The sequence below is a fragment of the Lysobacterales bacterium genome, assembly GCA_016721845.1.
In the GTDB taxonomy this organism is placed as follows: domain Bacteria; phylum Pseudomonadota; class Gammaproteobacteria; order Xanthomonadales; family Ahniellaceae; genus JADKHK01.
Genome location: JADKHK010000013.1, coordinates 199,337 through 220,818, shown reverse-complemented (window position 1 = coordinate 220,818; position 21,482 = coordinate 199,337). Strand labels below are relative to the sequence as shown.

Sequence of the window (21,482 nt, the reverse complement as noted above, 5' to 3'; positions counted from 1 at the left end):
GCCCACGATGTCCGCGATCCCGCATCCGCTGCAATCCGCCACTGCGCCGCCCGAGGGCGGCTTCGCCACGTTGCGGGCACTGTGGCCCTACGTGTGGCGCTTCAGGCTGCGGATCATCGTCGCGATGGTGTTCCTGATTGGCGCGAAGGCAGCGACGATCAGTGTCTCGCTGCTGCTCAAGCAGATCGTCGACGCACTCGATCCGAAGCTCGCGCCGCTGACCGTGCCGGTGTTGCTGCTCGCGACCTATGGCGCGTTGCGGCTCGCATCCACCCTGTTCACCGAACTGCGCCAGATCGTGTTCGCGCGGGTCATGGCGCGCACGGCTCGCTCGATCACGCTGGCGGTGTTCGAACACCTCCATGCCTTGTCACTGCGCTTCCATCTGGAACGCCGCACCGGCGGCATCTCGCGCGACCTGGAACGCGGCATGGGTGCGGTCTCGGACCTGCTCGACTGGACCGTCTACACGATCCTGCCGACGCTGATCGAGATCACCGTCGTCTGCATCATCCTGGTGAGGAGTTTCGATGCGTCGTTCGCGTGGATCACGCTCGGCACGCTGACCCTCTATGTCGCCTTCACCTTCGCGGTCACCGAGTGGCGCATCCGCTATTACAAGGCCATGAACGAGGCCGACACGAATGCCAACGCGCGCGCGGTCGACTCCCTGCTGAACTACGAAACCGTCAAGTATTTCAACAACGAGGGCTTCGAGGCCGACCGCTACGACCATGGCTTGCAGACTCTGGAAAATGCGCGCGTGCGCAGTCTCAAGACACTGGCGCTGCTCAACATCGGCCAGAGTTCGATCGTCGCGATCGGCCTGTCGCTGCTGGTCTGGCGCGCGGCCGCCGGTGTGGTCGCGGGCCACATGAGCATCGGCGACCTGGTGCTGGTCAATGCCTTCCTGCTGCAGCTGTCGATGCCGCTGAACTATCTCGGCATGGTCTACCGCGAGGTCAAGCAGGCGCTGACCAATATCGAGCGCATGTTCGCGCTGCTGGCGGAGTCGCGCGACGTGCAGGACGCAGCCGACGCGAAGCCGCTGGTGCCGGGCAGCGCCTCGGTTCGCTTCGAACACGTCGGCTTCGGCTACGACCCGCGTCGCGCCATCCTGCAGGACCTGAGTTTCGAGGTTCCGGCCGGGCAGACCGTGGCCGTGGTCGGCGCGACCGGTGCCGGCAAATCGACGCTGGCGCGCCTGCTGTACCGCTTCTACGACGTTGACAGCGGCCGCATCACGATCAACGGGCAGGACCTGCGTGCGGTCACCCAAGGGTCGCTGCGCGCCGCCATCGGCATCGTTCCGCAGGACACCGTGCTCTTCAACGACACGATTTATTTCAACATCGCCTACGGCCGCCCAGGCGCGACGCGCGACGAGGTGATTGCCGCCGCGCGCGGGGCACAAATCCTCGACCTGATCGAACGCCTGCCGGACGGCTTCGAATCGCAAGTGGGCGAACGCGGGCTGAAGCTGTCTGGCGGCGAGAAGCAGCGGGTGGCGATTGCGCGCACACTGCTCAAGAATCCGCCACTGCTGATCCTCGACGAGGCCACGTCAGCACTGGATACCGGCACGGAACGGCTGATCCAGGCCCAACTCGACGAGGTCGCGCGCAACCGCACGACGCTGATCATCGCGCATCGGCTCTCGACCATCGTCGACGCCGACCGCATCCTGGTGCTCGATGGCGGCCGCCTGGTCGAGTCCGGGCATCATGCCGATCTGCTCGCCCGCAATGGTCGCTACGCCGAGTTGTGGCGGATGCAGGCCGACGCGCACGCGACCGGCGCAGGCACGGACTGACCGAAGCTGTGCCAAAATCGCCGCCCTTGCGGCCGTTTCCGGGCGCAAACCTCGGGATGGATGATGGCCAAGACTATGCGGATCGCGGCGATGAGTGTCGCTGCGGCGGAGCTCGAACAGATCAAGTCGATGATGAGTTCGCTGCGGGGTGATGCCGGCGCGAACTGGGAATGGATCGCCGACAGCAATGCCGCGGACGCGCTGATCATCGACGCCGATTCGTTGTACGGGCACATGGATTGGTTGCGGGCGCAGTCGTCGGGTCGCAACGTGATCTGCCTGACCGCCTCCAACGGCCACGAACAGGACAATGTGCTGCACCGCCCGATCGGTGTCGGCGGCCTGAAGGCCAGCCTGCTCCGTGCAGCCGGCGGTGCGGCCATGGCGGCCGCAGCGGATCCGGAGTCGGCGCCTGCACCGGTCGCGTCTGCTGCAACACCGGCCGCGGCCGCCGCAGCGGTCATGCCGAAACGCATCACCGGACAACAACCGGCCGTCACCGCAGCGGCCCCTGCGCCAGTCGCAGCGCCCACTCCGGTCGCACCACCTGCCGCCGTTGCAGCGCCGACACCCGCTCCGGTTGCCGCAGCAACGCCCGCACCGAGCGCCGGCGGCATCAGTGCACCATCGTTGCTGCCCCGGCGCGTGACCGGACAGCAACCGGCCATCACCGCGGCCACCCCGCCGCCGGTGGCGGCACCGGCACCCGCGCCGGCACCTGCACCAGCCCCGGCAGCCGTGCAGGCGCTGCCCCTGGCCGACTACTGCCTGCCGGAGAACATGGCCGATGCGCGCAAGCTCGAACGTGACGGCCAGCCGCCGCTGATCGTCGATGCCGCCGCCGACCGCTACTACGGCGGGCTGACCTTGAAACCGTTGCTGCCCTACTGCCTCGGCACCATCGCGAGCAGCGAATGGAAGCCGGTACCCGCCGCCGAAATCGAAAAGCTGCGCGCGATGAACGCCGGGCTGCCGCTGTCGCGCTTGCTGTGGCTGTACGTGATCGGTACTTCGAATGGCACGACCCTGCTGCCCGGCTTCGATCTGAATGCGAAATACAAGCTGGTCAAGTGGCCGCAGATCGAACGCGAATTCCCGAAGCATTTCCGCATCGGCACCGCGATGATGAAAGGTCCGGCCTCGCTGCAGGAGATTGCCGACGGCTCCGGCGCCTCGGTCGGCGAAGTGATCGATTTCGTGAACGCGTACGCCGCGATCGGTTTCGCCGTGCAGGATGGCGGCCAGCCGATCAGCGACCGCCGCGTCCTGATTGAACGACTGCGCGCACGCGCGGTCTGAGCCCACCCCGTTCCAGGAGACACCGATGTTCCGCAGTGCACTGATCTCGCTCGCCCTTGTCGCCACCAGCTTCGCTGCCACGGCACAGAACGCGGCCAAGCCCGACGCCAAGCCGGCACCTGCCGCGACCGCCACCGCCGCGCCGACCAAGGTGCGCCTCAACACCAACATGGGCCAGATCGTGATCGAACTCGATGCCGCCAAGGCACCGAAGACGGTCGAGAACTTCCTGCAGTACGTCAAGGACAAGCACTACGACGGCACCGTGTTCCACCGCGTGATCCCGACCTTCATGATCCAGGGCGGCGGCTTCACCGCCGACATGTCGCAGAAGGCGACGCGTGCGCCGGTGCAGAACGAAGCCGACAACGGCCTGTCGAACGTGCGTGGCTCGGTCGCGATGGCGCGCACCATGGACCCGCATTCGGCGGCCGCGCAGTTCTTCATCAATGTCGTCGACAACCCGAACCTCAACCATGTCAGCAAGGAAAACGGCTACACGTGGGGCTATGCAGTGTTCGGCAAGGTGATCTCGGGCATGGACGTGGTCGACGCCATCAAGGGTGTCGCGACCGGCCCGAAGGGTCCGCTGCCCAGCGACGTGCCGGTGTCGGCCGTGGTCATCAATAGCGCGGAAATCCTGCCGTAGTCTTTCTTCGCGGGTGCGAATCCCCTTCGCACCCGCGAGCGCCGGATGACCGATGTCCACGCTGTTCATCTCCGACCTGCACCTCGACGACCGCCGCCCGGCAGTCACGGCATTGTTCCGCGACTGGCTGCGCCGCGAAGCGAAGCAGGCCGACGCGCTGTACATCCTCGGCGACTTGTTCGAGGCCTATATCGGCGATGACGATGACGCGCCGCTGATTGCGACGGTCGCCGACGCGCTGAGCGAGGTCGCCGATGCCGGCGTGTCGGTGTCCTTCGTGCATGGCAATCGCGACTTCCTGGTCCGGCCGGCGTTCGCGCAGCGTGCCGGCATGACGCTGCTGCCCGAATCCAGCGTCGTCGATCTGCATGGCACGCCGACCCTGCTGCTGCACGGCGACACGCTCTGCCTCGATGACGTCGCCTACCAGCGCATCCGCGTCCAATTGCGCCATCCGGACTGGCAACGGCAATTCCTCGCGCAACCGCTGGCGGCGCGACGCGCATTCGCGGCACAGGCCCGCGCGGAGAGTGCGAAACACACCGGCGCGATGGACCTCGCGATCATGGATGTCACCGCCAGTGCGGTCGAAGCGGCGCTCGACGCGACCGGCGTCCGCCGCATGATCCACGGCCATACGCATCGTCCGGCCGTGCATGAACTGGGCGATCAGCGACAACGCATCGTGCTCGGCGACTGGTACGAACACGGCTCCGTGCTGCGCATCGACCCCCACGGCCTCAGGCTGGCGACCTTGCCGCTGCCGGCCTGAAGAATCCGAAATTTCGCAGCCGCATTCCGGTGTCGCACCCGGGATGGCCGGTGCGGCCCGAGCGCACGCTGTCGGTCACGGAGGAGACACCCCATGACCCACGCCCGCAGCACCGGATTCACCCTGATCGAACTGATGATCGCCGTCGCGCTCGTCGCCATCCTCGCCGGCATCGCCCTGCCGTCCTATGCCTCGGCCCGCGCGGCCGCGCAGACGCTCAGCCTGCGCAATGCCCTGCTCGCTGCCTTGACCGAATCGCGCAATGCGGCCGCGTTCTACGAGCACGACACGATTCTCTGCCCGAGCCTCGATGGCGAATCCTGTGCCGACAGTTTCGAATGGCAGCGCGGCTTCATCGCCGCGATCGACCTGAACAACAACGAGCGCATCGATGACGCCGACCGGCGCCTGCTCTATCGCGACGAAATCAAGGACGTGCGCTTGCTCACCAGCAGCGGCCGCAAGCGCATCCAGTTCCAGCCGAACGGTTCGAACGCCGGCAGCAATGCCACCTTCACCTTCTGCGATGCGCGTGGCCCGACCCGTGCCACGGCGCTGGTGATGAACAACCGTGGCGACCTGCGCGAAGACCGGCCGAGTGCGACCGCCATCGCCGCCGCCTGCCGGATCTGACCGCGGGCTCAGTCGCCGGTCGGAAACGCCTCGCGGTGTGCGCACACGTAGTCGTACAGCAGTTCGGTCAGATCATCCGGGTATTCGCAAAACGCCTCGCTCAGCGCTTCCCAGTACTCGTGCACCGGGCGTTCGAGGTGGGCGATCTGGTCGTGCCGGACCGGGCGCTCGATGTCCGGCGCTTCGGCACCGAACAGTGCCACCGCTTCGGCGGTAATCGCCGCCAGTTGTTTCGCGCCGATCTCGCGCAGGGCGTCACCGGCGAACCAGGCATGGTCGCCGCCGGAATTCGCGAAATATTGCTCGAAACCGCCGCCGCTGACGTCGGATTCGAGCTCCCAGACGCAGCGGAACACCTGTTCGGGACGCGACAGCTCATCGAACGGCGCACGCCAGAAGCGCGCACCGGGATGTTCCGCCAACTCGCCGAGATAGCGATTCTTGTCCATGTCGCCCCGAATTCCCCGCGGCCAGCGTAGCGGAAGCCCTTCGTGTCATGCAGCCCTGCAAGCCGGCCTTGCCCGCGTCCGCGATTGCGCGTCGGCGCCGGCGGGCGCAGATTGGCTGCAACAAGGAGCTGCCATGAACACCACCGTTTCCCGCATCCGCGAAATCGCCCACTGGTTCCCCGGCCGTGCCGCCGAGGACGGCGCCGGCGTGAAGCTGACCCGCCTGCTCGATCCGCAACTTGCCCGTCAGGCCGATCCGTTCCTGATGCTCGACGAGTTCCGCTCGGACCAGGCCCAGGACTACATCGCGGGGTTTCCGCCGCATCCGCATCGCGGCTTCGAGACCGTGACCTACATGATCGACGGCCGCATGCGCCATCGCGACAACCAGGGCAACCAGGGCGATCTCGGCCCCGGCAGCGTGCAATGGATGACGGCGGCACGCGGCATCGTGCACGAGGAAATGCCGCAGCAGGAAAACGGCATGCTCTGGGGCTACCAGCTCTGGATCAACCTGCCCTCGGCGATGAAGATGGGCACGCCCGGTTACCAGGACATCGAAGCCGAACGCATCCCCGAGGCCAGGCTCGATTCCGGGGTGCGCGTGCGGGTGATCGCCGGTCGCTTCGAGGACACGATCGGTCCGGTCGCGGATCGCCCGACCGAGCCGCATTACCTTGATGTGCAGTTGCCGCAGGGCGCGCGCTTTGCGTGGGTCTCGCCTGCCGGCCACACCGCTTTCGTGCAGGGGGTGTCGGGGCTGACCCAGGTCGGGTCGCAGATTCGTCCGCTGCGCGAGCGCGAACTGGTAATGCTGGGTGCCGGCGAGCGCATCGAACTTTCGGCCGAGACCGATGCGCGCGTGCTGGTCATCACCGGCAAGCCGATCGGCGAACCGATCGCCGCCTACGGCCCGTTCGTGATGAACACGCCCGACGAGATCCGCCAGGCCTTCGACGATTTCCGCAGCGGTCGCTTCTGACTCGTGCGGCGCGCCCGACCTGTCCAAGGTCGGGTCGCGCCGCGGTGGCGCTCGGCTATTCTCGGCGGCATGAGCCTGCATCCGGCCCATCCGCTGCCGCCTTACCCGGACTTCGCGACCGCATCGCGCGCGGTGGTCGCGTTTCTGAATGCGCGCATCCCGCTGGCGGTCTGGAGCGTCAACCGCGCCGAGGGCGCGAGCATGATCGTGCTGCATCCGAGCGACGCCAACGGCTACCAGCTCAAGCCCGGCGATTCGATGGTCTACGCGGAAACGCTGTGCTCGCGCATGGTCGCCGGTCGCGCACCAAGCATTGCGCCGGTGGTCGATGCCGCCGACGGCTATCGCGATGCACCGATCCGCCAGCTGGTCCCGATCAATACCTACGTGAGCTTTCCGCTGCAGCGCGCCGACGGCGCGCTGTTCGGCACGCTGTGCGGCTTCGATCCGCAGTCGCAGGATCCGGCACTGCTGGAACAGCAGCCGATGATTGAACTGCTGTCGCGGCAGTTGTCGACCATCCTGCAGTTCGACCTGGAGCGCGAGACGGCCTGGCGCCTCGCCGTGCAGCACGAGGCCAGCGCGATGACCGATGCCCTGACCGGCATCGGCAACCGCCGTGCCTTTGATCTGTTCTGCGCGCGCGAAGAAGACCGCTGTCGCGATGTCGGGCAGCGGCTGTCGGTGATCGCCTTCGACCTGGACGGGCTGAAGCCGGTGAACGATCAACGTGGCCATGCCGCCGGCGATGCGCTGATCCAGCGCGCCGCACACACGTTGCGCGAACATCTTCGGACGGACGCGCACCTGGCCCGCACCGGCGGCGACGAGTTCGTGGTCCTGCTCCCCGGCTGTGCGCTCGCCGAAGCCGGCAGCATCGCCGAACGCCTGCGCGATGCGCTGGCGCAGGCCGGCGTGGCGTCGTCGCTCGGCTGTGCGGAACGCAAGCCGCATCGCGGCCTGACCGACGCGCTCAGCCGCGCCGATGCCGCGATGTACGCCGACAAGACCGCCCGCAAAGCCGCCCACCGCTGATGTGACCTTCCGTTGCCGCGCCGTGTCATGCGCCGGGAACACGGCGCTGGTAGGCTGCCTGTTCCGTTGTATCAGTTCCGCAGGTTAGGGGTAATCATGAACAAGTTCTTCGGATCGGCACTTCTCGCGACGTCGGGAGTGCTGTTGTCTGTTTCTGCGCAAGCCGCAGGAAACTTGGCGATTGGCCAAGTCTATTCAAATGGCGGGTCTGTGGGGGCTACGTATCACGCGGATTTCGTCGAGATCTTCAATCGCAGCTCTTCCTCTCAATCCTTGGCTGGCCTAACAATTCAGTATGCATCAGCGGCAGGAACAGGCAACTTCGCGGTTGCCACTACGCTGTCAGGATCGATCGCTCCGGGTCAGCGCGTCCTAGTACGAATGGGTGCAACTGGCGCCAACGGGTCTGTGCTGCCAACACCAGATTTCACTAACGGCACCGCAATGGCTGGCGCCGGTGGAAAGGTATTGCTCGCCAATTCGACAACGGCTATCGCTTGTAATGGTGGTTCCACACCCTGTAGCGGCGCGCAAACCGCGCTGTTTTTGGATCTTGTGGGATTCGGCACGGCCAACTACTTCGAGGGCGCAGCTACTGCCCCTGCAGGCTCCGTCTCGCTCAGCGCCCTTCGTGCGGCCGACGGATGTACGGACTCGGACTCGAATACCGCGGACTTCGCAACAAGCACTCCGACCCCAAGAAACACAGCGTCCGCCGCAACACCCTGTACCGCTGCACCGACGCTCTCCATCGCCGCCACCGCCTCGGTGGCCGAGGGCAATACGGGGTGTGTGGGTGGCACGACGGCGCTGAATTTCCAGGTGACGAGTTCGGCTGCTGCTGCGAGCGACATCGGGTTCACGTTCTCGACGACGAATGGCACGGCCACTTCGGGCAGCGACTTCACGACCACCGGCACCGGCACGATCACGACCGGCAACACGACCGGCAATGCCACCGTCCAGATCACTTGCGACGACACCTTCGAGGCCGATGAGACGTTCACGGTCACGTTGACCGACGTGGCGAATCCGGCCTACGACCTCGGTAGCCCGATCACCGGTACCGGCACCATCACCAATGACGATGCGGCACCGACCATCCAGGTCACTGCCGGCTCGGTCAACCTGGGCGAAGGCGGTTCGACCACCTTCGACGTCACCCTGTCCGGCGCACCGGCCGGCAGCACCGTGTTCAACGTCGCCTCGAACGACACCGGCGCCGCCACCACGTCGCCCGCGACACTGACCTTCGACACCGGCAACTTCGGTACGCCGCAGACCGTCACTGTCAGCGGCGTCGCCGATCTCGACCTCGCCAACGAAACGGCGACCGTCTCGATCGGTTCGGCCGGATACACCACAGCCAACGTCACCGCCAATGTCACGGACGACGACACCCAGGCCATTGTGGTCGCCCCGGCCTCGTTGAACTTGAACGAAGGCTTCGGCAGTTCGCTCAACGTCAGCCTCGCCTTCCAGCCCGCCGCCGACGTGACCGTCAACGTCGCCTCGCTCGATGCCGGCGCCGCCAGTGTCACGCCGGCTTCGCGCACGTTCACCCCGGCTGACTACGCAACGCCGCAGTCGGTCACCGTGGCCGCAGAACAGGACGCCGACGCCAGCAACGAGTCGACCACGCTGCAATTCACCGCCACCGGCATTGCGCAGACCGATGTCACCGTCAACGTCACCGACGACGATTCCGCGCTGCCGACCCTGACCATCGTCGGCGGCAACAGCGTCGCCGAAGGCAATGGCGCGTGCACCAGCAATCTTGCCTTCACCGTCAACAGCACGCAGGCGGCCGGTCCCGGCGGCCTGACCGTGCATTACACGGTCGGCGCCGGCGGCGACACCGCCGACGGCAGCGATGTCACGCTCGGCGCCGGCACCGCGACGATTGCGGCAGCGGCCAATGCGACGACCGTCAACGCCATCGTGAACTGCGATTTCGCGGTCGAGAGCAACGAGAGCGTGACCGTCACGATCAACGCCGACGCGGCGTACACCGTCGGTGCCCCGGCCAGCGCCACCGGCACCATCACCAATGACGACGTCAACCTGAGCTTGAGCATCGCCCCGGTCTCGCAGGCCGAAGGCAATGCCGGCAATACGATGAGCTTCACCGCGTCGCTGAACCAGGCGGTGCCGACGGGTTACGGCCCGGTCGCGTTCACGCTCGCCACTGCCGATGGATCGGCCACCGCGGGCAGCGACTACGTCGCGCTGAACGAAGTGAAGTCGATCGCCGAAGGCGCGTCTTCGGCCACCTTCGTGGTCACGATCAATGGCGACACCACGGTCGAAGCCGACGAAACCTTCAACGTCAACATCAGCGCCGGCTCGGGCCAGAACACCACCTTCCCGGGCAATCCGGCGGCGGTCGGCACGATCCAGAACGACGACCAGCCGAGCCTCAGCATCAATGACGTCGCGCTGTCCGAAGGCAACTCCGGCACGACCGCGTTCGTGTTCACGGTGAGCATGAACGTCGCACCGTCCAGCGGCTCGGTCACGGTCGACTATGCGACCGCGAACGGCTCGGCCAGCGCCGGCACCGACTTCACCGCCGCCTCGGGCTCGCTGAGTTTCGACGCCGCCAACCTGACGCGCACGATCACCGTCAACGTGACCGGCGAAACGGCAGTCGAGCAGGACGAAAGCTTCTTCGTGAACCTGTCGAACCCGGCGGGCGCAACCATCGCCGATGGCCAGGGCCTCGGCACGATCGTCGACGACGACCTGCAAACCTATCGCATCCACCAGATCCAGGGCAGCGGTGCGTTCTCGCCGATCGTGGCGGACCCGAATCCGAACGACGCCACCATCGTCGGCGGCGTGCAGGTTCGCGTAGTCGGCGCCGTCGTCACGGCGGTGACCAAGGTTGTGGGCATCGATGGATCGCCGGCCGATCAGAACGGCTTCTTCATGCAGTCCAGCAATGCCGATGCCGATGCGAGCGCGCTGACCTCGGAAGGCATCCTCGTGTTCACAAGCACGGCACCGACGGTGGCGATCGGTGATGTGGTCACGGTCATCGGCCAGGCCCAGGAACGCTTTTCGCAGACCCAGATCGCGACCAATGTGGCAGGCGGCAGTGTCACGATCACCGGCACGGCGGCACTCCCGACCGCCGTGGACTGGAGCGCAGCCAGCGGCATTCCGTCGCGCAATCCGGCCAGCTTGAGCTGCCCGGGCTCCGGTCCTGGCACGCTCAACAATGCCGACACCAACTTCGAATGCTTCGAGGGCATGCTGGTGTCGATGCCGTCGGCGATCATCTCCGCGTCGAACCAGCGTCGTGCCAGCGACTTCTACGCCGAAGCGTATGTCACGCCCTGGGGCGCACGTTCGCGCCGCGAATCGGGCTTGCTGTTCGGCCTCGCGCCGGAAGCAGGCAATGCAGCCGCGGGCAACTGGGACGGCAACCCGGAAGTCATCGAAATCGACTTCGACGAGGCTGGCCTCGCCACCAATACCGAACTGACCGCGGGGAGCACCTTCGCCGCGACCGGCGTGATCGGCTTCTCCTTCGGCGACTACGAGTTCTATCCGACCCAGTACACGCCGGCCTTCACCCAGCCGGTGCCGGAAGCCGTGATGGCGCCCGTGGGCGGCAACGAACTGACCGTGGGCTCGTTCAATACGCAGCATCTGTGCGACGACCCGAACTCGCCGTTGCCGACCGACAACGACGACCCGCCGGGCGACGACGATGGCGACAATGACAACACCACCGACGGCGACAGCGATTGCGTTCGCGACACGCCGATCTCGGGTGCCGGCGCGTTCACCTACAGCGACAAGCTGCGCAAGGTGTCGTCCTACGTGATCAACGTGCTGAAGTCACCGGACGTGCTGGGCCTGCAGGAAGTCGATGAAGTCACGACGTTGGAGGAGTTGGCTCGCCAGATTGCTGCCGATGGCGGCCCGAACTATCAGTCGTTCCTGGTCGAGGGCAACGACCCGGGCGGCATCGATGTCGGCTTCATGATCAACAGCAGCCGCATCTCCAATGCCAGCGTCGAGCAGTTCTACAAGACCAAGAACTGGTACGACCCGGTGGTCACCTGCACCCTGCCGGCGGTCTATCCGTGCGAAGGCCTGCATGACCGTCCGCCGCTGCTGTTGCGTGCCACGTTCAACGGCCCGAACGGCCCCTATGCGTTCGCGGTGCTGAACAACCACACCAAGTCGATCGGCAATGTCGATCTCGACACCGTGGCCGGCAACCGCGACCGCGCCAAGCGCTTCCAGCAGGCGAAGGATGTCGGGACCCTGGTCCAGCAATTCCAGACCAGTGCCGGGCCGTTCAACGGCATGGGCACGGCGGGCATTCCGCTGGTGCTGGTCGGCGACTACAACGCCTTCGAATACACCGATGGCCATGCTGACGTGATCGGCGTGATCGCCGGCACGTACAACGACGCCGCGAACGAGTGCAATGCCGTGCTCAGCGACGGTCAAGGCACGGAAACCTGCAACCTCGGCGCCAACATCGTCGCCCCGCCGCTGTTCAATTCGGGTCTTGCGGTGCCGGAAGGCGAGCGCATGTCCTACAAGTTCACGCAGAACTTCGGCATCGTCCAGGGATCGGACCAGCGCGACGTGGCCTCGGTGCAGGTCATCGACCACATCCTGCTGGCACGCTCGGCCCAAGGCTATTACCTGAGCACCGACTACGGCATCTCGAACAACGCCGCATCGGATCAGACCAATCGCCAGTTGCCGGCACCCACCGGCCCGGTGTCGCCGATCCGCGCCTCCGACCATGACGGCGTCGTGGCCTATCTGGACTTCAACTGCCTCGCCAATCCGGTCCTGAACGGCGACAGCGACACGGTCTGCGGCATGCTCGACAACTGTCCGGCAGCGGCAAACAACGATCAGGCCGACATGGATAACGACGGCGTCGGTGATGCCTGCGATCCGGACATCGATGGCGATGGCGACTTGAACAACGCCGACAATTGTCCGCTGGTCGTCAATGCCGATCAGGCCGACAGCGACGGCGACGGGATCGGCGATGTCTGCGATGCCTACCCGAACGATGGTGAACTGTTCTTCCGCGACGGCTTCGAATAAGCCTCGCGGATCGACCCGCACTGCAACGGCCCGCCTCGTGCGGGCCGTTTCTTTTGCGGCATCAGTCGATGCGATCGATCCGCACCGGCACGCCATTCAGTGCGGCATTGCCGGTCGCGCTGTCGAGCCAGGTCTCGTCGGTAAGATCGTTGGCGCTGACGCCCTCCAGCACGCCGGCAAGGCCGAGTTGTACGCCATCGCGGCGATGGCCGAAGCCATGCGGCAGCGAGACCACGCCCGGCATCATCGCGTCGCTGGCGAGCACATCGACGTCGACACTGCCGACGCGCGAGCGCAGGCGCACCCGCGCACCGCCGGCGATGCCGCGGCTGGCCAGGTCATCCGGGTGCATCAGCAATTGATGGCGTGGCTTGCCCTTCACCAGCCGATGCGCGTTGTGCATCCACGAGTTGTTGCTGCGCACGTGGCGACGTCCGATCAGGCTCAGATCGAAGGTCTCGTCGGCGGGCGCGTCTTCATTCACCGCTGCATCGAACAAGTCGAGCAGCAAGGGCGGCGCGCATTCGATGCCGCCGCTCGCAGTTTCGAGTCGACGCAGCAGCGAGGGTTCAAGCGGGCCGAGATCGAGGCCGTGCGGCGCGGCGAGCAGGTCGTCGATCGTGAGGCCGCTGCCGCCACGCGCGAGCAGCATCGCGAGCACCTCGCGCGGCGGCAGGAACGGCGTGTGCGGTTCGCCGCGCGCCTCGCGCAGGCCGCGCACGACGCCATCGAGGATCTGCCATTGCGCCAACGCGCCCTCGGGCAGCGGCTGCGTCGGCGTGCTCAGGCGCGCGACGCGACGGATCGCGAAGGCGTTGAAGTAGAGGTCGTAGTGGTCCTCCGCGAGGAAGGACGGCGGCGGCAAGATCCAGTCGGCGTGGCGGGTCGTTTCATTGAGGTAGGGATCGATCGCGACCTGGAAGTCGAGCGTGCCGAGTGCGCGATCGAGCGCGGCGCCGTTCGGAGTCGACGCCACCGGATTGCCGGCGACGGTCAGCAAGGCGCGCACCTGCCCCGCACCCGGCGTCTCGATCTCCTCGCGCAGCACCGCCACCGGCAATTCGCCGCAGACTTCCGGCAGGCCGCGCACGCGCGATGACCAGCGTCCGCGCGACCCTTTCGACGTGCCCGGCCCGGTGACCGGCACGATGGCCGCGTTCGGAAGACAACCGCCGGCGCGATCGAGTTGGCCGAGGTAGATATTCATCAGCTGGATCAGGTACTGCGCGACCGTGCCGAAGCGCTGCGTCGACACGCCCATGCGTCCGTACACGCAGGCGTTCGTGGCGCCATGCAACTGCGCTGCGATGGCGTCGACCTGCGCCCACGTGATGCCGGTGCGCTGCGGCAGATCGTCGATCCGCACCGCCTGCACGCGCGCCATCGCGACATCGAACCCGTTGAGCTGGCCCGCATACGCATCCAGCCGCGGCGCACCGAGTCGCACCAATGCCTGCAGCAGCGCGATCAGGAACCAGACGTCGCTGCCGGGACGGATCGGATGATGCGCCGTCGCGATCTCGGCGGTCTCGCTGCGGCGCGGATCGACCACGATCAAGGCACCACGGTCGCGGATCGCCTTCAGCCGCACGGTCACGTCCGGCGCCGTCATCAGGCTGCCGTTCGATGCGACCGGATTGGCGCCGAGCATCAGCAGCACGTCAAGCCGGTCGAGATCGGGAATCGGCAGCAGCCACTGATGCCCGTACATCTGCCAATTCACGAGCTGATGCGGCCACTGGTCGACCGAGGACGCACTGAACTGGTTGCGCGAGCCGATGGCACGCAGCAGCTGCGGCACATAGGCCATCAGCGAAAAATGATGCACGTTCGGATTGCCGAGATACACCGCCACCGCATCGCGCCCATGCGCAGCCTGGATCGCATGCAACCGTTGCCCGATCTCCGCGAACGCCTCGTCCCACGTCGCCGCGTGCCAGACGCCATCGACCTGGCGCATCGGCCCACGCACCCGATCCGGATCATTCTCCAGGTCGAGAATCGCCACACCCTTCGGACAGAGATGTCCACGACTGAACGCGTCCGCGTCATCGCCACGGATCGACGTCAACACGCCATCGACATACTTCAACTGCAAGCCGCAGATCGCTTCGCAGAGCGGGCAGGCGCGGTGGTGGATCGAGACGTTTCCGTTCATGGGCGCCATGCTCGCGATGTCTGGTCATGTGACGAAGTAGCCTAGCAAGCACCCGCCGGCTCGCATTCGCGGCTGGCACAGTGGACAATGTGTCGGCGCTCCAATACCCTGCATATCATCCATGTGAACCCGGATTTACAGGAATAATGCTCGTTCGCCGCCTCGATCTGCTGCTCGCCGCTCTCGACAGAGCGCCTGTAGTTGCTTTGGTCGGCCCGCGTCAGGTCGGAAAAACCACCTTGGCGCGACAATTGGCGCTGGATCGGAATGTGCCCGATGCGCGCTTCTTCGATCTCGAGCGCGTGTCGGACCGAGCCGCGCTGACTGATCCGGATGCCTTGTTGGCAAGTTTGGGGCCAGGCCTGACGGTGTTCGACGAAGTGCATTTTGTGCCAGCGCTGTTCCAGTCGCTGCGCGTGGCGGTCGACGAGCGCCGTCGCCAGGGGCATCGCAGTGGCCAGTTTCTGGTTCTCGGTTCGGCATCGCTGGATCTGTTGCAAAGCGCTTCGGAGTCACTCGCGGGACGACTGGAAGTCGTCGAACTGGCGCCGTTCACGCTGACCGAAACCGGCGCCGACACGCAAGCCCAGCTCTGGCTGCGCGGCGGATTCCCGGAATCGTTTCTCGCAACCAGCGACGAGCACAGCCTGGTCTGGCGCGAGCAGTTCGTTCAGAGCTACTTGCATCGGGACATCCCGATGTTCGCACCACGTCTGCCGCGCGAAACTTTGCGACGCTTCTGGACCATGCTCGCACATCTGCAAGGCGCCGAATTCAATGCGGCACAACTGGCACGCAACCTGGATGTTTCGGCCCAGAGCATCACGCGTTACCTGGATCTGTTGTGCGACTTGTTTCTGATTCGGCGCCTGCCTGCCCATTCGCGAAACATCGGCAAGCGATTGCGCAAGTCGCCGAAGGTCTACGTCCGCGACAGCGGCATCGTGCATGCATTGCTCGGCATTGCGACCACACCGGAATTGCTGGCTCACCCGGTGATCGGCGGCAGTTTCGAAGGATTCGTGATCGAACATCTGATGGCGGCCGCGGGCGCAATGGCCGAGTGCAGCTTCTACCGTACCCAGGACGGCGCGGAAATCGATCTGCTCGTCACGTTGAAGCGCGAACGCATCGCCATCGAGATCAAGCGTTCGGCCAGCACCAAACCATCGCGCGGATTCCATATCGCGGGTGACGATGTCGAAGCCACGCAACGCTGGTTCGTGCACGGCGAACAACGCAGCTTCCCGTTGCCGAACGAAGTGCAGGCCCTGAATCTCGCGGATGCGATCAACAGACTTCAGTCGTTGCAGCGCCGCTGACTCACCGTTGCGCCATCCTCGGCACGCGCCCGATATCGCCACACGCCGCGGCGGCGAAGAAGCGTTTGGCCGGCGTGAGCGCGTCAACGAGGCCGAGGCCGCGGGAGAGCCATTGGCCAACGCGGCCGAGGTCACCGCCGAAGCCGCGTTCGATGGCGTCGATGGCGCGGGCGGCGGTGTGGGTGTCGGAGCGGCGCCAGCTGTCGAAGCGCGACAGGGTCGCAAGGCTGCCGAGGTCGCGATCACGCATACGCGCGTCGACGAGCACGTCGACCAGCGCGGCGGCGTCGATCAGGCCGAGATTGAGACCGAGGCCAGCGAGCGGATGCACGACGTGGGCGGTGTCGCCAAGCAGGGCCAGGCGTTCGGCGTGGAAGCGTTCGGCGAGTTGCAGGCGCAACGGAAACGCGAAACGTACCGTTGCCGCGACGACGCGTCCGAAGCGCAAGCCACTGGCTTCAGATACGGCATCACAGAAGGCCGCATCGTCGAGCGCGAGCAAGGCCTCGACCTCAGGTTCCGGGCGCGTCCACACCAGACTGGAACGACCGCCGCCGATCGGCAGAAAGGCCAGCGGCCCGCCTTTCAGAAAACGCTGGAAGGCGATGCCGGGATTTGGCTGCTCGGTCGTCAGATGCGCGACGACGGCGCGGCTCTGGTAATCGCGCACATCCGCAGCGATACCCGCTGATTCACGCAACGACGAGCGCCCGCCTTCGGCCGACACCACGAGGCGGGCGCGCAGGCGTACCGTCGTCGAGTTCGATTCGTGCCTCGCGTTCGCCGCGTTCGCAGTCGACGACGCGTGCCGCGTGCGCAGCGGCCACACGGGATCGCGCTGCATCGAACAGGCGCGCCTGCAACGCACGCAGCTCGACGATCCAGCCGAGCGTCGGTTCGGCCACGAGCTCGCGGCCGAAATGCAGCCCCTCGTCGCCCGAGCGCACTTCCATGTCGCGATAGGCGAAGGCGCGCGCGTCCGGCAGCGGCCATGCGCCGATGCGTTCGACAAAGCGCACGGAGGCCGGCGACAACGCGATGACGCGCGCATCAAGTGGCGCATCTTCGGTCGATGCGGCGGGTGGATTGGGTTCGACCAGGGCGACGTCGAACCCCGATTGCGCCAACGCAGCGGCCGCGCTGGCACCGACCGCACCGCCTCCGACGACGATCACATCCAGCAGGTTTCTTGCGTTCATCAGCGGAATCCCATGGCCGAATTCACCAGCGCATCGCGCACGATCGGCAGGTGTTCGGCCGACATCAAGGCCAGACTGCGCAGCGGTCCGAGCGGCAGGTCGCTGGCCATGAAGCGCGCCAGCGCATCGGAGAAACGCGCCGTGTGTTCGCGGTCGTCGCGACGGCGTTCGGCGTAGTCGGCCAGTGCCTGCACCGAGCCGATGTCCTCGCGATGGGCCGCGACGACATCGGCCAGCGCGAGCGCGTCACGCAGGCCGAGATTGAAGCCCTGCGCGCCGATCGGATGAATGGTCTGCGCGGCATTGCCGATCACGGCGACACGGCGATCGACCACGCGCTCGGCGAACTGCAGCTTCAACGGCCAAGGCTGGCGTTGCCCGACCTTGCGCCAATGCCCGAGCCGGGTGCCGAAACGGTGTTCGGCGAAGGCGAGGAAGTCGTCGTCCGACATCGCCAGTGCGGCGATGGCTTGCTCGGTCGTCAGTGTCATCACCAGACCGGCACGACGGCGATCCAGCGGCAGCAGCGCAATCGGGCCGCTGTCGGTGAAGCGTTCGTAGGCGCAACCATCGAGGTCGCGCTCGACTTCGATGGCGGTGACGATGGCCGTCTGGTCGTAGTCGTGACGCTGCAGCGGCATATTCAAGCGGTTGCGGATGACGGAGTCGGTACCGTCGGCGGCGACCAGCAGGCGCGTGCGCAGATGGCGCTCGTCGTCGCCGACGCGCAGGTTCAGCGCGACGTGATCGTCATGCGCGGTGAAGTCCTGCAGGCGCGCGGGTCGCCCGCGTTCGAGGCGCGTCGTGCGGGCCATCGCGTCGTCGAGGGCGCCGGCCAGTTGCCGCGCCGGCACGATCTGGCCGAATGCGGGCAATCCCTGCGCTGCGGCATCGAGCAGGGTGCGTCCGAACGCACCGCGACGACTGACGTGGATGCGCCGGATCGGATGCTGTCCCGCCGCCGCGTAGGCCACGCCAAGCGCGTCCAGCGCCAGGGTCGATGCCCGGCCGAGCGCGAAATGGCGCTCGTCCCAGCGCGGCGCCTGCGGCGTCGGTGGCGCCTGCGCTTCGATTGCGAGCACGCGCAAGCCGTCGACACGATCGAGCGCCAGCGCCAGGCTCATGCCGACGAGCCCGCCGCCGACGATCACGACATCGAAGTCCTGCCCGGTCCGATCCTTCATCCGCCGATGATAGCGAGCTGCCCCGGCGTCCCGTCAGTCGATTAGAATGTCCGCCCCAGAAGTTCCGGAGTCGTCCATGTCGCAGTTGTTCCGTTCCGACGCCGCGCGCCTCGTGCTGCTCGTCGCCCTGATCGTTGTCGCCGCCGCGACGCGCATGCTGCCCGGGCGTCCGCCGAATTTTTCGCCGATCGAGGCGATGGCGCTGTTTGCCGGCGCCGTGTTCGCGAGCCGTTACGTGGCCGTGCTGGTGCCGTTGGCCGCGATGCTGATCTCCGATGCCGTCATCGGTTTCCATTCCGGCATGTGGCTGGTCTACGCCTGCATGGCCGTCATCGCACTGGCCGGCACCCGCCTCGCCGGTCGCATCAGCGCCTTGCGCGTGGTCGGTTATGGTCTGGGCGCGGCGCTGTTCTTCTTCGTCGTGACCAATTTCGCGGTCTGGGCCGGCGCCGCCGAGTATCCGAACCCGATGTACACGCCGGACCTGCAGGGTCTGGTGAACTGCTACATCGCCGCGATCCCGTTCTTCCGCAACCAGATCGCCGGCGTGCTGGTGTATTCGGCGGTGCTGTTCGGCGCGCACGCGCTGATGACGCGCCGCGTGGCGCAGTCCGCGACCGCGTAAGCGCATGGGCAACCGCCTCAGCAAGATCTATACGCGTACCGGCGACGACGGTTCGACCGGTCTTGGCGATGGCACGCGCGTGTCCAGGACAGCGCACGCGTCACTGCCTACGGCACGGTGGACGAGTTGAACAGCGCTATCGGCGTGGTGCTTGCCTGCGGGCTGCCGCAGCCGATCGAGGACATGCTGACCGAGATCCAGCACGAACTGTTCGATCTTGGCGGCGAGCTTTGCATCCCGGGCAGCGAACTGGTGCATGAAGCCGACATCACGCGGCTGGAAGCCCGCCTCGATGGCCTGAACGAGGACCTGCCGCCGCTCAAGGATTTCATCCTGCCCGGCGGCGGCATGGCCGCGGCGCAATGTCATCTGGCGCGCACCATCGCACGTCGCGCCGAACGCGAAACGGTCACCCTGTCGCACCACGACGCGGTGCGCCCGGACACCATCCGCTATCTCAATCGTGTCTCCGACCTGCTGTTCGTGATCGCGCGTGCTGGCCCGTTCTGCCGGGCATGGCGAAGTGCTGTGGAAGCACGAGCGCCGCAAGCGCGGCTGATCGCGGCGGACCGAACGGCGATGATCCTGACGCACCCGGCCTGCCTGCTGCACTACCCTGGTCCGGGGCATCCGGAATCACCCGATCGTCTCCAGGCGGTGTTGCGCGCACTCGATGCGCCGGTGTTCGCGAACATTGCGCGTGTGGAAGCGCCGCTGGTCGAGCGCGCCCTGATCGATCGCGTGCATCCCGGCGTCGAATACGCGCAGATCTTCGCGCATGCGCCGCACGTGCAGACCTTGCGCCTCGATTCGGACACCGTGATGCATCCGGCCGCGGACTCGCTGGAAGCGGCGCTGCGCGGTGCCGGTGCCGTCGTCGCCGCGGTGGATGCGGCGCTCGATGGCCGCACGCGTCGCGCGTTCTGCGCGGTACGCCCGCCCGGGCACCATGCCACGCCGGCCCGAGCCATGGGCTTCTGCGTGTTCAACAATATCGCGCTGGGTGCGCGGCGTGCGCTGGATCGCGGGCTGGAGCGCGTGGCCGTGCTCGACTTCGACGTGCACCACGGCAACGGCACCCAGGACTGCTTCGAACGCGAACCACGCGTGCTGTTCGCGTCCTCGCACCAGTGGCCGCTGTATCCGGGCAGTGGCGGGCTCGACGAGACCGGCGTCGGCAATGTCTTCAATGGCCACCTGCCGGCCGGCAGCGGTCCGCGCGAGTTCCGCGCGGTGTGGTCGGAACAGTTGCTGCCCGCGGTCGAACGCTTCCGCCCGCAACTGATCCTGGTCTCGGCCGGCTTCGACGCCCATCGCCTCGACCCGCTCGGCGGCCTGGACGTCGAAACCGCCGACTACGCCTGGCTCACCCGCGAAATCGTCGCCCTCGCCGACCGCCACGCCGCGGGCCGCGTCGTCTCCACCCTCGAAGGCGGCTACAGCCTCACCGCCCTCGCCGAAGCGGGCGCCGCGCACGTGCGGGCGTTGTTTGGCTTGGCGGATTGATCGCCTCCGCGCGCTCACTGTTCGTGAGCGTTTCGATCAGGCTTTGCTCAGCACCGCAGTCCGTACAGGCGCCTTGCGTGCCGCCTTGCCCAGCGCGCTTTCCGCCCACTTGTTGAGACTGGTGCCGCTTCGTGCAGCCGCCTTCAGTGCCGCCGCGTGAACCTCGGGTGCGATGCGCAGCATGACCTTGCCACTGGCTGGTCGTTCCGGCGCCGAACCGAGTTCCCGGGATGCCGCCAGATAGTCGTCGATGGCCGCATGGAAGTTTGATTCGAACTCGGCCACCGATTCGCCGTGGAAGGCGATGATGTCGTCGATGTCCTGGACGCGCCCGACAATGACCTTGTCGTCGGCGTCGAAGACCATGCTGGCCGTGTAACCCTTGTAGGTCATGGCATTGCCCATGGCTTGATCTCCATTCTCTGGATGAACTCCCGAACAGCCAGGACACGGTAGCGAAGCGCTTCCTTGCCGGGATGCGGCCGATGGATCGTCATCTTCCGACCACCAAACTCGAACGTGACGGACGACCCCGCGCCCTCGACGACCTTGCAGCCGGCTGCCTTGAGCAGGGACTCGATGCGCGCCCACTCGATATTCCCGCTGATGGGGTCGGCGAGCACCTTCTCAAGGGTCTTGCGCTGCGTGCTGTTCACAACGAAATGATAGCGCCACGCCACCGAAGTGCAATCACTCCACGATCAGCAGCGGGCCTCGAAGGCGGCTACAGCCTCACCGCCCTCGCCGAAGCCGGCGCCGCGCAGGTGC

16 protein-coding genes and 2 pseudogenes are annotated in these 21,482 nt (G+C 66.4%); 12 read left to right on the top strand and 6 right to left on the bottom strand.

All coding sequences use genetic code 11. From position 1 onward, the window contains the following. Positions 1-7 precede the first annotated feature (7 nt). From IPP28_08325 to IPP28_08305, 5 genes are all read left to right on the top strand, one after another. Complete coding sequence (locus IPP28_08325) at positions 8-1,813, top strand: ABC transporter ATP-binding protein/permease (GenBank protein MBL0041032.1); 1,806 nt, start codon at positions 8-10, stop codon at positions 1,811-1,813. 63 nt (positions 1,814-1,876) lie between these two features. Beyond that, complete coding sequence (locus tag IPP28_08320) at positions 1,877-3,112, top strand: hypothetical protein (GenBank protein MBL0041031.1); 1,236 nt, start codon at positions 1,877-1,879, stop codon at positions 3,110-3,112. 25 nt (positions 3,113-3,137) lie between these two features. Beyond that, positions 3,138-3,761 (top strand): peptidyl-prolyl cis-trans isomerase, encoded by a 624-nt coding sequence (locus IPP28_08315; GenBank protein MBL0041030.1) that lies wholly within the window; start codon positions 3,138-3,140, stop codon positions 3,759-3,761. 52 nt (positions 3,762-3,813) lie between these two features. Next, positions 3,814-4,533 (top strand): UDP-2,3-diacylglucosamine diphosphatase, encoded by a 720-nt coding sequence (lpxH, locus tag IPP28_08310; protein MBL0041029.1) that lies wholly within the window; start codon positions 3,814-3,816, stop codon positions 4,531-4,533. Positions 4,534-4,626: 93 nt separating this feature from the next. Continuing rightward, positions 4,627-5,166, top strand: coding sequence for a GspH/FimT family pseudopilin (locus IPP28_08305; GenBank protein ID MBL0041028.1), 540 nt, complete (start codon positions 4,627-4,629; stop codon positions 5,164-5,166). An 8-nt stretch (positions 5,167-5,174) separates the two neighbouring features. Here the strand turns inward: IPP28_08305 and IPP28_08300 are convergent, their stop codons facing one another. Then, a complete protein-coding gene (locus IPP28_08300) occupies positions 5,175-5,615 on the bottom strand; it encodes a DMP19 family protein (GenBank protein MBL0041027.1) in 441 nt (146 codons plus the stop codon). Positions 5,616-5,748: 133 nt separating this feature from the next. On the opposite strand from IPP28_08300, the gene IPP28_08295 reads away from it, so the two are divergent. From IPP28_08295 to IPP28_08285, 3 genes are all read left to right on the top strand, one after another. Beyond that, positions 5,749-6,597, top strand: a complete 849-nt coding sequence (locus tag IPP28_08295; GenBank protein ID MBL0041026.1) for a pirin family protein — start codon at positions 5,749-5,751, stop codon at positions 6,595-6,597. 69 nt (positions 6,598-6,666) lie between these two features. Then, positions 6,667-7,632: a sensor domain-containing diguanylate cyclase gene (locus IPP28_08290; protein MBL0041025.1), complete on the top strand. Its 966-nt coding sequence runs from the start codon at positions 6,667-6,669 to the stop codon at positions 7,630-7,632. Positions 7,633-7,806: 174 nt separating this feature from the next. After that, entirely contained in the window at positions 7,807-12,720 is a 4,914-nt protein-coding gene (locus IPP28_08285) for a lamin tail domain-containing protein (GenBank protein ID MBL0041024.1), read from the top strand. Positions 12,721-12,781: 61 nt separating this feature from the next. Here IPP28_08285 and IPP28_08280 read toward each other — a convergent pair whose 3' ends face one another. Then, entirely contained in the window at positions 12,782-14,878 is a 2,097-nt protein-coding gene (locus IPP28_08280) for a molybdopterin-dependent oxidoreductase (GenBank protein ID MBL0041023.1), read from the bottom strand. A 146-nt stretch (positions 14,879-15,024) separates the two neighbouring features. Between IPP28_08280 and IPP28_08275 the strand changes: the two genes are divergently transcribed. Next, entirely contained in the window at positions 15,025-16,200 is a 1,176-nt protein-coding gene (locus IPP28_08275) for an ATP-binding protein (protein ID MBL0041022.1), read from the top strand. A gap of 1 nt (position 16,201) precedes the next feature. Here IPP28_08275 and IPP28_08270 read toward each other — a convergent pair. Together IPP28_08270 and ubiH are read right to left on the bottom strand one after the other, a co-directional pair. Beyond that, positions 16,202-17,399: pseudogene (locus IPP28_08270) on the bottom strand (FAD-dependent oxidoreductase). Continuing rightward, positions 17,399-18,583 carry a 2-octaprenyl-6-methoxyphenyl hydroxylase gene (gene ubiH / locus IPP28_08265; protein ID MBL0041021.1) on the bottom strand — a complete coding sequence of 395 codons (1,185 nt, stop codon included), beginning with the start codon at positions 18,581-18,583 and terminating at the stop codon, positions 17,399-17,401. The pseudogene IPP28_08270 and the gene ubiH overlap by 1 nt, the downstream one beginning before the upstream one ends. Before the next feature lie 76 nt (positions 18,584-18,659). Here ubiH and IPP28_08260 point away from each other — a divergent pair, with 76 nt between their 5' ends. The 3 genes and pseudogenes from IPP28_08260 (at position 18,660) to IPP28_08250 (ending at position 20,714) form a co-directional block, all read left to right on the top strand. Continuing rightward, on the top strand, positions 18,660-19,208 hold the full coding sequence (locus tag IPP28_08260) for a hypothetical protein (protein ID MBL0041020.1): 549 nt from the start codon (positions 18,660-18,662) through the stop codon (positions 19,206-19,208). Between the two features lie 4 nt (positions 19,209-19,212). Further along, positions 19,213-19,767, top strand: a pseudogene (locus tag IPP28_08255) (cob(I)yrinic acid a,c-diamide adenosyltransferase). 20 nt (positions 19,768-19,787) lie between these two features. Further along, positions 19,788-20,714 carry a histone deacetylase family protein gene (locus tag IPP28_08250; GenBank protein ID MBL0041019.1) on the top strand — a complete coding sequence of 309 codons (927 nt, stop codon included), beginning with the start codon at positions 19,788-19,790 and terminating at the stop codon, positions 20,712-20,714. A 36-nt stretch (positions 20,715-20,750) separates the two neighbouring features. Here IPP28_08250 and IPP28_08245 read toward each other — a convergent pair whose 3' ends face one another. Both IPP28_08245 and IPP28_08240 read right to left on the bottom strand, forming a co-directional pair. Further along, the gene (locus IPP28_08245) at positions 20,751-21,119 is read right to left on the bottom strand and encodes a type II toxin-antitoxin system HicB family antitoxin (GenBank protein ID MBL0041018.1); all 369 of its coding nucleotides are present in this window, start codon (positions 21,117-21,119) and stop codon (positions 20,751-20,753) included. After that, complete coding sequence (locus IPP28_08240; protein ID MBL0041017.1) at positions 21,104-21,370, bottom strand: type II toxin-antitoxin system HicA family toxin; 267 nt, start codon at positions 21,368-21,370, stop codon at positions 21,104-21,106. Before IPP28_08240 ends, IPP28_08245 begins: the two co-directional genes overlap by 16 nt. Between the last annotated feature and the right edge of the window lie 112 nt (positions 21,371-21,482).